The organism is Dictyobacter alpinus (genome assembly GCF_003967575.1).
GTDB lineage: Bacteria > Chloroflexota > Ktedonobacteria > Ktedonobacterales > Ktedonobacteraceae > Dictyobacter > Dictyobacter alpinus.
In genome coordinates this window covers 837211-852940 of record NZ_BIFT01000001.1, presented here as the reverse complement: position 1 = coordinate 852940, position 15730 = coordinate 837211, and the positions used below count along the sequence as shown (strand labels likewise).

Annotated in this window: 12 protein-coding genes; 6 read left to right on the top strand and 6 right to left on the bottom strand. The window is 47.4% G+C overall.

Annotated features, from left to right (window positions below; translation table 11 throughout):
- Positions 1-65 precede the first annotated feature (65 nt).
- The gene (gene uvrB, locus EL633_RS03355) at positions 66-2054 is read right to left on the bottom strand and encodes an excinuclease ABC subunit UvrB (RefSeq protein ID WP_126625835.1); all 1989 of its coding nucleotides are present in this window, start codon (positions 2052-2054) and stop codon (positions 66-68) included.
- Positions 2055-2358: 304 nt separating this feature from the next.
- Here uvrB and EL633_RS03350 point away from each other — a divergent pair, with 304 nt between their 5' ends.
- On the top strand, positions 2359-4092 hold the full coding sequence (locus EL633_RS03350) for a S53 family peptidase (RefSeq protein ID WP_161981912.1): 1734 nt from the start codon (positions 2359-2361) through the stop codon (positions 4090-4092).
- 139 nt (positions 4093-4231) lie between these two features.
- Positions 4232-5374: a zinc ribbon domain-containing protein gene (locus EL633_RS03345; RefSeq protein WP_161981911.1), complete on the top strand. Its 1143-nt coding sequence runs from the start codon at positions 4232-4234 to the stop codon at positions 5372-5374.
- 48 nt (positions 5375-5422) lie between these two features.
- Here EL633_RS03345 and EL633_RS03340 read toward each other — a convergent pair whose 3' ends face one another.
- Complete coding sequence (locus tag EL633_RS03340) at positions 5423-6685, bottom strand: hypothetical protein (protein ID WP_126625832.1); 1263 nt, start codon at positions 6683-6685, stop codon at positions 5423-5425.
- Positions 6682-7389: an RNA polymerase sigma factor gene (locus EL633_RS03335; RefSeq protein WP_161981910.1), complete on the bottom strand. Its 708-nt coding sequence runs from the start codon at positions 7387-7389 to the stop codon at positions 6682-6684. The genes EL633_RS03340 and EL633_RS03335 overlap by 4 nt, the downstream gene beginning before the upstream one ends.
- Before the next feature lie 647 nt (positions 7390-8036).
- Between EL633_RS03335 and EL633_RS03330 the strand changes: the two genes are divergently transcribed.
- Positions 8037-8732, top strand: coding sequence for a DUF4397 domain-containing protein (locus EL633_RS03330; RefSeq protein ID WP_161981909.1), 696 nt, complete (start codon positions 8037-8039; stop codon positions 8730-8732).
- Positions 8733-8843: 111 nt separating this feature from the next.
- Here the strand turns inward: EL633_RS03330 and EL633_RS03325 are convergent, their stop codons facing one another.
- Entirely contained in the window at positions 8844-9359 is a 516-nt protein-coding gene (locus EL633_RS03325; RefSeq protein ID WP_126625829.1) for a hypothetical protein, read from the bottom strand.
- A 450-nt stretch (positions 9360-9809) separates the two neighbouring features.
- Here EL633_RS03325 and EL633_RS03320 point away from each other — a divergent pair, with 450 nt between their 5' ends.
- On the top strand, positions 9810-10733 hold the full coding sequence (locus EL633_RS03320; RefSeq protein WP_126625828.1) for a class I fructose-bisphosphate aldolase: 924 nt from the start codon (positions 9810-9812) through the stop codon (positions 10731-10733).
- Positions 10734-10921: 188 nt separating this feature from the next.
- Positions 10922-11440, top strand: a complete 519-nt coding sequence (locus EL633_RS03315; RefSeq protein ID WP_126625827.1) for a hypothetical protein — start codon at positions 10922-10924, stop codon at positions 11438-11440.
- Between the two features lie 33 nt (positions 11441-11473).
- Here the strand turns inward: EL633_RS03315 and trxB are convergent, their stop codons facing one another.
- Positions 11474-12424, bottom strand: a complete 951-nt coding sequence (gene trxB, locus EL633_RS03310; RefSeq protein ID WP_161981908.1) for a thioredoxin-disulfide reductase — start codon at positions 12422-12424, stop codon at positions 11474-11476.
- A gap of 208 nt (positions 12425-12632) precedes the next feature.
- A complete protein-coding gene (locus EL633_RS03305; RefSeq protein ID WP_126625825.1) occupies positions 12633-13742 on the bottom strand; it encodes a M20/M25/M40 family metallo-hydrolase in 1110 nt (369 codons plus the stop codon).
- 223 nt (positions 13743-13965) lie between these two features.
- On the opposite strand from EL633_RS03305, the gene EL633_RS03300 reads away from it, so the two are divergent.
- A complete protein-coding gene (locus EL633_RS03300) occupies positions 13966-15600 on the top strand; it encodes a S8/S53 family peptidase (RefSeq protein WP_161981907.1) in 1635 nt (544 codons plus the stop codon).
- The last annotated feature ends 130 nt before the right edge of the window (positions 15601-15730 follow it).

The following is a 15730-nucleotide window of genomic DNA, read 5'->3' as shown; positions in this document are numbered from 1 at the left end:
CTTCAAAAGACACAAAAAAGAGAGGCAGTTATCTGCCTCTCTTTTTTGTGTCTTTTGAACTATTTTTATTCAAGCATTGAGCGGCGCAGCTCGATAATCTGATCGCGAAGTTGACCAGCTTTTTCAAACTCTAATTGTTTAGCAGCATTGCGCATCTGTGACTCAAGGTCTTTAATCAAGCGTAGGGCTTCATCTTTGGGGATACCCGCCAGTAGTGCCGCAGGACTCTTAGCGCCTGCCTCATCCGTTTTACTGATCGCCTTGAGGCGTTCAGTGAGATCTTTCACTTCTTTCTTAATACCACGAGGAGTGATATGGTGCTCCTCATTATATTCTCCCTGAAGTTTACGGCGTCGGTTGGTCTCATCGATAGCGCGTTGCATGGATCGCGTCGTCCGATCGGCATACATAATGACGCTACCTTCGACGTGACGGGCGGCACGTCCAATAATCTGGATCAGCGAACCCTCGGAACGTAAGAAGCCTTCTTTATCCGCATCCAGGATAGCCACCAGGGACACCTCAGGAAGGTCAAGGCCCTCACGCAAGAGATTGATACCCACAACCACATCATAGACACCCAGGCGCAAGTCACGTAGGATTTCTATGCGCTCGATTGTATCAATCTCAGAATGTAGATAGTGCACTTTAATATTCAATTCTTGCATATAGTCTGCAAGATCTTCAGCCATCTTTTTGGTCAGGGTTGTTACCAGAACACGCTGATTTTTAGCTACGCGTTGGCGTATCTCATCAATCAGATCATCGATTTGCCCTTTTGTGGGTCGCACACTGATCTCAGGATCCATCAATCCTGTGGGTCGAATCAGTTGTTCGACGATCTCCTGGCTATGTTCGTACTCATAAGGTCCTGGAGTAGCAGAAACAAAGAGGGCCTGCTTCAATTCACCTTCAAATTCAGGAAAAGTTAAAGGTCGGTTATCCATTGCTGATGGTAGTCGGAAACCATAATCTACCAACACCTGTTTACGAGAGCGGTCACCCGCGAACATGCCGCGTACCTGGGGGAGGGCGACGTGCGACTCATCAACGACCATCAGAAAATCATCTGGCATATAGTCGAGCAATGTCCATGGCTGTTCACCTGGACCCCGGCCCGCTAGATGGCGGGAGTAGTTTTCGACACCGGAGCAGAAGCCCGTTTCGCGTAGCATCTCCATATCAAAATTGGTACGCTGTTTTAAGCGGGCTGCTTCCAGCAACTTTCCCTCGGACTCGAATACTTTGAGTTGCTCCTCTAGCTCTGCATCGATGAGTTCGATCGATTTAAAGAGCCGTTCACGTGTGGTAACCCAGTGTTTGGCGGGATAGATATCCAGGCGCATGCGTTTATTCAGAATCTCACCGGTTAACGGATCAATATCCGTCATGCGCTCAATCTCGTCGCCGAAAAATTCAATACGTACCGCGACATCCTCATAGGCGGGAAAGATCTCCAAGACATCTCCGCGTACGCGGAAACGGCCGCGCACGAAATTTGCATCGTTGCGCTCATATTGGATTTCGGTCAGATGGCGTAAAATTTTATCGCGCCGACGCTCTTCTCCCACTTTCAGCGTCATGACCACTTCGCCATACTCTTCAGGACTACCCAGTCCATAGATACAAGAGACTGAGGCGACAATCAACACATCGCGGCGCTCAAAAAGGCTACGCGTCGCTGACAGTCTCAACTTCTCAATCTCCTCATTCAACATACTCTCTTTTTCAACATACGTATCTGTACGCGCGATATATGCTTCTGGCTGATAGTAATCATAGTATGAAACAAAGTATTCAACCGCATTGTTGGGAAAAAATTCTTTGTATTCGCTGTAGAGCTGTGCGGCCAGGGTCTTGTTCGGAGCCAGTACCAGGGTTGGACGTTGTAGCTTTTCAACGATTTTTGCTACGGTATATGTCTTACCACTACCAGTCACACCAAGTAATGTTTGATATTTGTCGCCATTCGCAATGTTTTCGGCGATTCTGGTGATTGCCTCTGGCTGATCACCGGTGGGTTCAAAAGGGGCTTCAACCTTAAATGCTGGCATGCGTCGTCTTCCTCAATCCTCTGCTGGCATAGAATATTTTTTCCAATAACTTCTGTATTATACCACTTTGAGCAGTATTTTTGCCGTGTTTGCTCTGGGCGCGTGCTGTTTTTGATTTGTATTGATACTGGTGCTAGATGGTTGTATTCCCCAAAGACATCGGTAGCAAAAAGCCTGGAGGTTGAACTTTTTTATGTTACTCATGCGTGATACAAAAAGATATAGCTCATGCTTTTTTATCGATGCACATCAGGATGTGTATTCATGTAATTCATTCTATAGTTTTATTGGGGGGTATAGTTATATGCGCTGGCTGCTAGATCATAGCCCTATTCGTATAGGACGAATAGTTGCTAGCCTGCTTGGCCTTTGCCTTGTTTTGATGCCATTAGCAAGTTGTGGGACAACAGAAACACTCAAGTCGGTTCCACTTGATCTTGGTATACCGGCTGAGGCATTAAACTCAAAGGTGACTGGTTCCGTGCCAGATAACACTGTCCTGCATGTCAGGATTACGTTTAAAGTAGATCCTAAGTTGATGCAAAAAGCTCAGAATCAAAAAATAGAACCTGGTAAACCATCGCATCTGGAAGAATTCGCTAAACAGATTGGTATCGATGATGGTACGTATCAGAAGTTTAAGGACTTTTTTAGTCCTCAGGGTATCACATTAAAGTTAAGTAAGATGCGTACCCATCTCTCAATAGATGCTAAAGCCAGTAGTTTTGCGAAAGTATTGCAGACTAAATTTGTGACCCATAGCTATAATGGTCGAAATTTTTATGCCCCTGATGCTAAAAAGCCGCCGATGGTTCCTCAATTCTTGTTGGGATCTATCGAAGCTGTTACGGGCCTGGACAATTATAGCGTGCAGCCAACCCATCAGGCTTCCTTCACACCAGCCACTTCAGCAAAAGCGCAGCAGGCACAGGCCGATTGCTCGCCTCCCAGCCAGACATTGCTGCCAAAGGAGATCGCGCATGCGTATGGCGTTGATCAACTCTGGAATCAAGGCCTGCATGGGGAAAATATGACGGTCAATCTGGTGGAGATTGATGGCTCGATGAAAAGTGACATCCAAAATTATCTGGATTGTATCAGTTTCAAAGGAAAAGTTACTCCAATCAATGTCGATGGTCATCCACAAGATGTTCTTGGTGAGTCGACATTGGATATTCAAATGGTTGCTGGCCTGGCTCGTTCAGCCAATATCAAAGTGTATCAAACCGATGGTACCAGCAACAATGTGGATGATATCTGGGTAAATGTGAACGATGAGTTGCAACAGATTATTGATGATAATGTCAATAATGCCAACTCCGGCAGTACTGTAAGTATCAGCCTCGGTGCGGCGGAAGAGGAAATGTCCCAGCAGGATATGCGTGCTATTGATCAAAGTATTCAGCAGTTGACCAAGGTTGAGCATATGACAGTCTTTGTCGCCAGCGGTGACTGTGGCGCCTTTGGTAGCCACCAGTATGGCAATCTCTCGGTCAGTTTTCCTGCCAGTGATCCCTGGTCAGTTGCTGTAGGTGGCACTATCCTACAAGTAGATGGTGGGCAGGCACGAGCCCAGGAAACTTCCTGGTCAGATGGTTCTAACCGCAGTAGTTGTAAAAACCGCTGGGGGACAGGTGGTGGTTTAAGTAAGGTCTTCAGCCAACCCTCCTGGCAAAATCAGACGGGCGTTAAAAATAATCTCTCCAATGGTAAGCGTCAGGTCCCTGATGTTTCAGCCGCCGCCTACGATCTGGCTGTGTACTTTCAAGGACAATGGGGCTCTGTAGGCGGTACCAGTGCTGCCGCTCCTATCTGGGCTACCAGTCTGGCCCTAGTGAACCAGGGACTATTGAAGCAAGGCAAATCGTTTAATCCTTCGCCACAGTTACTCTATGATGTTGCGAAGAAAAACAATCGTGCCTATTACGATGTGACCCAAGGCAATAACCTTTATTATAAGGCTGCGCAGGGATGGGATTATACTACCGGATTAGGAACGCCTAATCTGAATGATTTCTATAACGCTATGGTCAGGTAAATGCTATGCGTCTGGCGCTGGTAGTATAAAGCGCCAGACGCGCCCTGACTTCATACCTATGCTATTTCTGCTTCATGACTTGTGTTGTACAATAGAACCAGCAGAGCACGCAAAGATACTAGCAAGGAGCAGCATAGGTATGGCACAGGCACTTCCCCCTTATTGTCCACGCTGTGGGACCGAAACGAGTCCTCGGCAACGCTTTTGCGCTAAATGCGGATTGCCGATCGTTCCACCCACCCGGGTACAACAGCGTTTTTCATCTCAACCACCCTCATCTCCAGGATTTCAAGAACAGTATTCAGCGCAACCGTTCGCTTCCCGTTCAGCCCAGAATGCAGATAATTTTATGCCTTCTCCCTCGCCAGTATCTGCCAGATCACAACGCCGCCGTATTGGACCTGCCGGGGTGATTTTATTGGTAATCGTGGTTTTATTGCTTTTAGGGACGGCGGGTTATTTTGTTTTGCCCCTATTAGGTATTGGGAAAGCTACCCAGGCTACCATCACAACCAGCGATCTACAGACGACCGTGAACTATGCTGGTATGGATGTCACCTTGTTGAATGCACAGCAGGCTGATAACTTCATTGATGATCCTCAAACGCATACAGACGGCATGCTTCGCTTGCATATTCAGGCAATGAATAAGAATAAAAAGGCTGGCACTCTTTTCTATTCAACTATTGCTCATCTAGCACTTCCAGGTGGTAAAGAGCTTGCTCCCATCTATGCATCAGATTATTCTGCCATTGCTCCTGGTGAGACCAAAAGTAGTAGCGTCGATTTCGCAGTACCTTCTGCGACCAAAGTGAATCAATTGACATTACTGCTGGGGGATCCTGCTGAAGCCCGCCTGAACATTCCACTCCAGGCCCATGCTGATATGGGTAAGTATGCACCAAAGACGAGTACTATTAACAAAAAGGCAAGTTATCTCAGTCTGGATTACCTTGTCACCCAGACCACCACCTCATGGAGCCTGGATGGACAGCAAGCTCCCAAGGGGATGCATTATCTATCGGTCACTATGAAGGTAGGAAATCCTTTGACTCAGACTGTCATTGCTGGTTCGCCTTTTGATTATATGCGTATGAAAGCAGGGAATGCGACCGTTGCGCCAGAGCAAGCGACTGTACCACTAAAGTTTGCGCCACAAGCAGCGGATCAGGACGGAGAGGCCGTTTTTCTGATCCCGCAGGACGCTACTACTGCCACCTTACTGCTTGGTTCCAATACTGGTGATGGCTTTGATCCAGGTACCATTGAGATTACGCTCTAGACGCCTATCAATACTACATTTAAAGGAGGCATCCCAAAGGATACCTCCTTATTTTTTCTCGGGTGTCAGGAGTGTGAGGATGCCCTTGCCATCGGTAACATGCATACAGAGAATTTGCCCATTTTTCAGCCAGAAAGGTGAAGCGTAGTGTGCTTTTGTCTGCGGAAATTTGATCTCAGGGCCATGGAATATATGGGCTTTAAGTGTACCTCCATCACTATAAACGATGGCTCGCCCATCCGTTGACCAACTCCAGCCTTCCAATTGCTGCCCAGGGACAATACTGATAATTTCGGCTGGTTTATTGATCGTGACTGTTTGGATGCTGATCTGATTATTGTTATTGATCTGCTCAAATGTTAAGGCATGACTATCAGGCGACCAGGCCACAGTGCCCACTCGAAAATTGCCAGCTGCCACGAGCTTGCTAAGCTTATGCGTCTGAATGTTCAGCACATAGATAGTCCGACCTGGCTGGTCAAGCGTCTCTTTCGATATTGGTCCATCTGGCGAGGCCGAGGCAATGAAGGCCAGCGAATGTCCATCAGGTGACCAGCTCATATGTTGTATCAAGAGTGGTTCTGGTAGCACCAACTGTAGTGTGGCTGGAGCACCTGCAGTATTCGTAGACCAGAGCTTTGTCTGGCCATTTTGTTGTTGAACAAACATTATCTGATCACTGTTAGTCGGTGACCAGTTTGCTGCCAGCGCTTTATTCTGTCCCAGCAAATGCATGTATTGTCCTTTAGGAACAAGTGCAAGTAATGGCTGTACCGTATTGGCCGGAGTCACAGTGGCTACCAGGGCTGATCCATCTGGTGCCCAGGCCATATCTCTGGCGTAGCGCATCGCCAGTGCATTGCTCTCGACAGGATTGGCGAGATCCGCCATATAAAGTACACCAGCTTGATTGGCAGGTTGATAGACGATACGATGTTCAGTTGGATCCAATGAAAGTAATTGTCCCCCATTGGCTAATTGAGGGGCGACTGCAATTTCTTTCTCTTGCGAGTAGTAGATATTGCTCGTCTGAGTGGCTGGCTGTAGCGCAAAATAAGTCAGCCCACTCAAAGCCAGGATTAATGCCGCCGCTGAGGCCAGCACCACAAATGTCAGGGTCCGACGACGTTGCGGCTGCCGTGATGGCAATTTTTGCAAAATCTGGGCGCGTAAAGCGGGTGTGAAGTGTATGTGTTCCGCTTCACTATGAAGAAAATGCGCTATATGAGACTCCATGGAACGATTAGTGGTCACTCCAGAAGATTGCGTCTTAGATGTTTGTTCATGGTCATCCCTGCCATGCTGGTTCATTGTACTTCTCTCCTGTGTAAGGTAATCGGTGCATTGCGATAATCTGTTTCTTGTATAGAAGTTGGAGAATGATTGGTATCGGCAGATAAAACGCGGCGCAATTTCTCATGGGCCGCCTGGAGGCGTTTCCGCAAAGTATTTTCAGCAACTCCCAATGTCTCAGCAATTTCAGACATCGTCATTTTGTGATAGTAAAAAAGCACAAGGACGGTGCGCTGATTGAGTGGCAATTTACTGATCGCCTGTGACATATCGAGCGAATCTTCTATACTACCTTTTTGCACATCGGTCACCTCAATGGATTGATCAGTTGTATATTGAACCAACTGCTCTTTAAACAGAGCGGTACGTCTGGCCAGTTGTCTCTTAAAGCTGGTCGTCTGATTTACTACAATTTTCAAAAGCCAGGCCCGTAGATACATGCGTTCACGTAATTTATGCATATTTTTCCAGGCCAGAATAAAAGCATCCTGAACTATGTCCCTGGCTGTTTCTTCATCATGTATCAATAAATAAGCTGTACGAACCAGAAGAGCACCGTACCGATCAACGATCTGGGTAAAAGCCCCTTCGTCCCCGGCGAGAAAACGTGTGACAACATCAGCTTGCCAGTTCCCATCGTCAGGAGGTTGCCCCTCGGCAACGCTAGAAACGACGATCTGTTCTTCGAACCGTTCGTTTGCGCCTGGTTGATTTTGTCTCACAATTCTTTCGTGTCAGCGACCTGAGCCTTCCTGGCTGAGGGCTGGATCACGCCTCCTTGCACTCCTACAAATTTCATTGGAGCGGGATCTGCTTCGGCCGAAAAAACGTTCCATTCGAACGAAGATCGACGATTGCTTTCCTTCCATTGTAACCACAATACGAGAATAACTTTAACCCCCTTCTTTCGCGCAGCATTTGTAACATAATCGTGAACGTCGCACCTGCAATGAGTTGTCCTCTGAGTATTGATCGTCGTGAAAAAGTAAGTAGTGATGAAGACATGCTCGCTATGATTCAGTATTATATACCTATCCTTTGACATTCTCCTACAAACACGACGTGAAGAAATTCTAAAGAGGGTAGTAACTCAAGCGCTAATTGCGCAGTCTTATATTTTAAACGCTCAACGCTTCATCGCGCGCTAAATTTAAGCATTAAATAGCCATTATTGTTATCTCATATAGCCGGAGTGAACCAGTTCAGCCATCAATGAAATTATACCAGGGTTACTTATTTGTATTACTTTTTAGGGCGTTGGAACGTCAATAAGATGAAGGGTGGATGGAACCCTTTCTTCCCTTCGTACAGCTGTTGGGTTTACATGAGGGATAACTGTACCAACAGCGCGGAAGAAGCGAGAGTGAGAATGAGACAAAAAAGCTCATTTAGCATCGGGTTTAAGCACCTGCTTTTAACCCTCGGCGTCCTTCTATTGTTTGTGAGTATGTCCACCAGCGCATTTGCAACTGCGACTAGTGATACATACGTTCGCATTGTGCATGCAGCCCCCAATGCTGGCAATGTTGATGTGTATGTGGACCAGAAAGAAGTACTCAAGAACTTTGCGTTTGCGACTGCTACCAGCTACCTGTCAGTGCCTGGTGGTGAACACACCATTAGAGTCGTCCCCACTGGCAAAAACATCAGAGCTGCAGTGCTGCGCTGGTCTACCGACCTGACCGCTGGTAACCTCTATACTGTTGCGGTCGTTGGCTCAAAGGAGAAAGGTTTCAGGTTTCGGTCTTTTCTAGATAATAATGCCCTTGGTGGAGCGTCGGCTAAGGTTCGTGTCTACCATTTGTCTCCCAATGCAGGACCGGTTGATGTCACTCTTGGTGGTAAGAAAGTGATTACAGGGCTTGAATATAATCAAGTCAGTCCTTACCTTACGGTTCCAGCAGGGGCGCAGGCGTTTAACGTGAATGCCATACGGGCCAGGGCTACTGTACCTTTGAATGCCACCATTAAAGAAGGCACCATCAATAGCATCTTTGCAATCGGATTTTATAAGGGAACACCACCGTTACAATTTTTAGTGTCAACGGTTCCTGGTACCAAGTAGATTGTGAAGGCTGTTGCGTAATCTTTAGTTGCTTCTAGTAGCTAACAGGGGCTGAGAGAGGTCTGATGTTTACCTGCTCTCCGCCCTTTTATGACAGCTCCTGTGGACTGCTTATTCTAGTAAGAAACTTCCCATTAATTCACGGCGCAGAGCGGCTTTTTGCTCTTCCTCTGTGCCCTGGGATTTCTTGTCAGGTTCTGACCAGGTCGCATGCGGAGCTGTTAGAGCAGATTGAAACTCATCGAGCATAATTTCTTCCAGGAAGGTGGGTTGCTCAGTCCCTTTTTTCTCAGTTGATAGAGGAGCGGTTGTTTTGCTCTGCGGTTCTGCCATATCTACTTGTTTGACTTCATCCTGACCCGCGTCTGAAGTTCGTTTCGCGCTGGTTGGCACAGTTGAGAAGGGAGCATCAGGTGTTGAACTGGTATGGTTTGTTGGGGTCGATGGTGCCGACTGTAAGGTATCTAATGCTATACGTGTACCATTAATTTCCAGGAAAACGCCCTTACCAGCGCGTAGATCAGTAAGTTGCTGGCGCAGTCGGAGATTTTCCGCCTTCATTTCTTCCATAATATTATTTTGTTTTTGCAATTCTTGTGCGATCAGATCAAAGCTGCTGCCGCCCATACTATCTATCTCCTTCTAATGCGCTTTATATCGTCTTATTCGTAGATATATAAAGATAAGGTGTCTATTTTTTTGGATGTCTTTATGTTGAAACGTATCAATGGAGAGAGCAGTAACAAGAATGGCCCGCTACTGAAGTGCTAGAAGATCCCATGGCGGGAGAGCTGTGAACGACGTATTTTTTTAGTGTTTTTGTATATAGAAGTATGTATAAAGCTCATGCTTGTGACCATTCCAGGCTGTGTGCTACACTAAGAGTGCTCAGTAAAACAATAGATGTTGTGACCAATCAAGGTGTCCACTTCCTATTGCTTCTTTGTGTTTATTAACGATGCGAGACGCGCGCTAGCGCATATGTATTCAATTCCATCGTGATACAATAGAGGGTATAGACTACCACGGCGAATGTGGTAGGTTCCTTGAAGGAAAGTGCATTAAGGAATAGAAAAAATGAAAGACCGTATCAAAGAAATTTTAAGCTGGTATGCCAGCGAAAATCCTGGTGTTCGTACAAACCTGGCTCGCATGCTCAACCATGGTCGTCTGGGTGGAACCGGTAAAATGGTGATTCTGCCAGTCGACCAGGGCTTTGAGCACGGTCCAGCACGTAGTTTTGCCCCAAATCCCGCGGCATATGATCCACGTTATCACTTCCAACTGGCTATTGAAGCAGGCTGTAATGCTTATGCTGCTCCGCTTGGCTCATTGGAGGCTGGTATCAATGAATATGCTGGCGAAATTCCCCTGATCTTAAAGTGCAATAACCATGACGTGTTGAATGATGAGCGTGATCCTATCTCAGCAGTCACTGCTAGCGTTGAGGATGCGTTACGTCTGGGTTGTGTTGCTGTTGGCTTTACTATTTATCCAGGATCCTCTGAGCGCAATCAGATGTACGAGCAATTGCGTGAACTGACACTGGAAGCCAAATCCGCTGGTCTGGCCACCGTCGTGTGGTCTTACCCTCGTGGTAGCTCTCTAAGCAAAGATGGTGAGACCTCGATTGATGTGGTTGCCTACGCTGCACAGATTGCCGCACAACTGGGTGCTGACATCATCAAAGTTAAACTGCCCAGTGCTAAAGTTGAGCTGGCTGAAGCCCAGAAGGTATATCAGAAGTACGAGATCCCAACATCAACACTGGCCGAACGTGTAAAACACGTGGTCCAGAGTTCATTTGATGGTCGCCGTATCGTGATCTTCTCGGGTGGCGCAACCGCTGCTGATGATCAGGTCTTTAATGAGGCACGTGCGATTCGTGATGGTGGTGGTTTCGGTTCAATCATTGGCCGTAACTCCTTCCAGCGCAGCCGCGAAGATGCAGTTAAATTCCTGGGTAATATCATGGGCATTTATGAAGGCTCAGTAAAATAAGCACCATTTTAAGTATGCTTTGATAGAAGGCATGTTTGAAGCTTCCCCTATGCTAATAGCATGGGGGAATTTTTTTCTTTGGACAGAATAGAGCCGTAAATGATCCTTTTTTTTAAGTTTCCAGCGTCTTACATACAGAAAGATAATATTGATGCATGGCAAAGTTCCATGGAAGAGGAGAAGCGAGTATGTTGTGGCATACGACGGCCTTTTGCATAGAAGAGATGACAATAGAGGAATTCATTGCTCATTTTCCCAGCTCATTTTTATTGACGGGCCAGACATTTAAAGCAAGGCAAGCTTTTTCAGCTGGCTTACCCGTGCCTTTTGCTGTAAGTCAGATTGAAGCCTGGACAGTACTATGTGATCCATTGTCTATTATTACCTGGCGTGAACAGATGCTGGCAGAATTTTCCCAGGGCCGGCGTATCTTTGCTTTTGTGATTGAGAGCGCCGCCAATACCTATGGTTTCTGGTATTTTGTGGATGGTCAGTTGCTGCGCCATATTATGTTCCAGGAAGGGGAATGTGTGGAAGAAGAGGGAGAAATACTGGTTGAAGAAAAAGGTATACAGGATTCCTGGGGGTACACTGAGGAGGGTATCTTTATCTTACTTGAACGGATAACTGGCTTTGGACGGCCACAACTGAATAGCAGTTCTTTTCAAGGATTGAAAAATGAGCTATATGCCTCACAAGCGGTCTAGAGACTCTCTTAGACCGCTTGTGTAGACCTTTTGTTACTCCCAGTTTTCTACTCCGACATCATCGCCCTGTTCGGCCAACCAGCGTTCCAGATCGATGGCGGCTCGACAACCATCGCCAGCCGCGGTGATCGCCTGACGATAACGATGATCGGTAACATCGCCAGCCGCGAAGACACCAGGAATATTTGTCATGGTGAACTCAGATGGAATAATATAGCCTGACTCATCCATGTCAATGATGCCTTTGAACAGACTTGTATTTGGTTGGTGACCAATGGCCAGGAAGACACCCTGCGTGTCGAATGTACTTTCCTCACCAGTTTTTGTATCGCGTATGCGTACACCAGTCACTGCATCGCCTCCCAGTACCTCAGTTACTTCACTATTCATCAAGAAACTGATCTTTGGATTTTTCGCAGCACGATCCTGCATGATCTTACTGGCGCGGAACGTATCACGGCGATGCACGATAGTAACATGGCTGGCATAACGTGTCAGGAATGTTGCCTCTTCCATGGCTGTATCGCCGCCACCAATGACAATGACATCACGATTCTTGAAGAAGAAGCCGTCACATGTCGCACAAGCGGTCACGCCACGTCCTTGCAGGAGTTTTTCACTTGGCAGTCCCAGCCATTTGGCACTGGCACCGGTAGAAATGATGATCGCGCGGGACTGATATTCACCCATATCAGTTTTGACGGTAAATGGGCGCTGGCTAAAGTCGACCGAGATCACATCTTCGGGTAGCATCTCTGTGCCAAAGCGACGAGCCTGGCTCTCAAACTTCTCCATGATCTCCGGGCCTAAAATGCCAGTCTCAAATCCAGGAAAGTTTTCCACCTCGCTGGTCAGCATTAATTGTCCACCTGCTGAATATCCCTGCAACATCAGTACAGATAAATTTGAGCGGGCTGCATAGATGGCTGCTGTATAGCCTGCCGGGCCAGAGCCAATAATGATTACACCGTATATTTTTGCCATTCTGATTTTCCTTACTTGCGTGCTTATCTTCTGCCAATGATAACAAACGGTCGTGCTAATTTATGCCGTAAGTCTTTATTTATATGAGTGTTCTGAATGCATCCTCATATACTAGAACATTGGCTTATTCCCAGCCGACTTCTTCCGCAAATATGATCAGCGGAGAGTCATTTTCTGTTACCGTACAGAGGGATGTAAGTTCCCGCCACTATTTTAACTCAGTCTCCAGCGTTTGTGTACGCCAGAGATGAAGTACATGCAGAGTATCCACCACAATTTGCTCAAGTGGAGAAAGAGCAACATATTCTTCCTTCGTATGTTCGTTAACCACGCCTGTTGACAGGGTGAATACTTGCATATTTGTGCGCAAACCACCTGCATCACTTCCAATAAAGGTGGGTTGCATCTGCAGGACCGCTCCTCGCTGTGCTAATGCCACCTGATACATCGTAAGTAAAGGTTCATCTGGACTAATACTGTATCCTTCGTGTTGGGTTTTAAAGTTGATCTCGACACGTCCTCCCAGACGTTGTGCCGCATCTTCAAAAGCCTCCTGGAGCGCCATTCTATGTTGCTGGCGTGCTTCAGGCGACTCAAAACTGCGTATCTCTCCCTCAATCGTCACGGTATCCGCTACTGCGTTACGAGCGATACCACCATTGATGCGTCCGATATTGATGCGTGTCTGGTCGAATGATAGTGATCCGCTCGTAAAGTTTGCTTGCCGAAAGATCTCGATCGCGCTTACTGTACCCGTCAAATCTTTGCCGGGATGGCCGGATTTGCCACTAATAGTAATATCGAAGGTCTCATATGCGCCTGCCTTTGAGACAACGACACCAGCTTCAAAGGCATTATCAAATACAATACCATCGGCGACATTCCAACGAGTTGCATCAAATCCGTTTGCCCCACACAGGCCGCATTCTTCCTGGACCGTAAAGAGCAAGACCAGGGGAGGAAGCTGTAATTGTTGCTCAATGGCGCGCCGAACCACTTCAAGGATAATCGTGATGCCAGCCGCATCATCCGCACCCAGATTGGTTCGTCCATCGCTATAGAGAACGCCATCATCTAAAATAGGGGTGTGACCCAATCCTGGTGCCACGCGATCCATATGGGCATTAAGTAGTACTGGTTTCCCTTCACCGGCCATCGTCGCAATCAAATTGCCCATCTCATCAACCTGGGTCTCCAAACCCAGACTGGTCAGATGTTTTTCCAGATAGGCGCGCACATATTCCTCTTGTCCTGAAGTACTAGGAATACGTACGAGCTCCACCAGCGTACGGTATAGTTGCTCTGCGTATATAAACATTTCTCTCGATCTCCTCTACATCATCATAGTTTTACAACGAAATAGCCAGTCTTTCCGATGAAAGTAGACAGTAGTATGGTTTGGTTGTCCACTTGCGCCCCTTTAGGATATAATGGAAACATTCTTCGCTTCAGCTTGTACAGCGCCCTCAGGGAGCAGTACCACCGCCTTTATTTTCAAATGCTTTCAAATACCACTATTACGTGGAGGGGGGATTCCGTGCATGTCTCGTAGTTCAACAGAATTCATGGGAACGCCCGCCGGGCTGTTCCATTGGATTCCTGGCGAAATGATTGTGATTGCTCGTCTGACGCGCATTCCTCTAGATGATGCCATTGATATAGTAACTGAACAAATTCAAATTCAACTCAATAATTTTCTAGCTCGCCATCAACTGGCGGTGGATCTTTATGGTACAGGGGGGCGCTGGAGTGAGAGTCCCGCGATGCCGCCTGTACGCCGTCGTGCCTTTGTCTTTGGTCTGGACCGTAAGCAACCATTGATTGCGTTGTTCTTGCATACCCGGGCACTTGATATGCGCGAAGGCGATCCTTTGCCAGCTGCACTTTCATATATACATGCAAATATTGCCTATTTCGCCCAGACGGGCCTGCATATTATCTCTGCTATGCCAAACTGGCTGGTGGCTGCCGCCCCTTTACTCTATAACGATGGTGGACCTTCTGCCCCTCCACGTCCTGCGCCTGGGCTGGACATTGCAAATGCTGCTAACGCTTTACCTGGCTGGCATTTGCAACTCTCCACACAGGGGCTGCCCCTGGATGCACGGGCCGCAGAAGATGTGGTGGTCGTCGTGCTAGATACGGCCCATCATCCTGACCGCATTCGCAGTGCCGCCACCCGTCCAGAGCTACGCCGCAACTGGCTGTTACAACGCCTGGCTGAGGATATGCGTCTGGAGGATGGTTCATTTGTTGTAGAGTATGACCGCTATACCCTGACTAATGATGTACGTACCGGACATGATGCCGACCAACTTAATCGCTATTATCTCATGCCTGACCATGGTCTGTTTGTCTCTGGCGTTATCCGCGATCTGGCGCCACGCGCGCATATTCGCCTGGTGCGAGCACTCAATGATTTCGGTGGCAGCGATCTTTATACCCTTTTTGCGATTCTTACTGATTTAGAGCATGAACTGGTCTCTGGTACCATTCGCCGCCTGGTGATTAATCTCAGTCTTACTATTATGCCTGACTCGCTGCGACTCCCATATTTATGGTTTCAAGATCGCCAATGGCCAACCGCCCAATTGTTAGGTGTGCAGCACATCCTGACCTCGCTAGAAGAGGGCTTGCGCCTCCTTTTTGAAAGTCTGTTGTCGCATGGGGCACTCATTGTGGCAGCGGCAGGCAACGATTCCACCCAGTCTGTTGGAAAAGGGCTAGCGCCGCGTCCACCGCGTGCGCCCGCACGTTATGCTTCAACGCTTGGTGTTAGCGCGCTCAATAGTCATTTTATGCCCGCCCAATTTGCGAATGCAGCGAATTTGCCCACCAATGAATCCGGGGTTGCCACCTTTGGAGGAGATAATCCAGGTTTACAGGACAAAAATGGATTACCTGATGCTGTGCGCGGGGTATTTATCTCGCCAACCTTTCCAACTGGTGAAACCAATTATAACGGTTGGGCTGATTGGAGCGGAAGTTCATTTTCCACCGCGATGATTAGTGCTCTGGGAGCTCATTTGATGGCGCAAGGCTGGTCCGCTCCCAATATCATTACCCGTCTATCAGTTGGGCAGGAGCAACGCAGCGATATTACGTTTGGTACCCCACCTGATCTTGTTAGCCTGCTTGCTAATATCATTTATGTCCAACAGCATTTCGGCCTGTAGCGCGCTGTAAATTCGAGAAAAAGCGTCCAATGCAAGCTGCATGCACTTTTCAAATTCAAGTCAAAATGGAAATAAATTCTTAAGGTCCCTTGTTTGTATTAGCGGGCATCATTTCTTGACGCTTCACTTT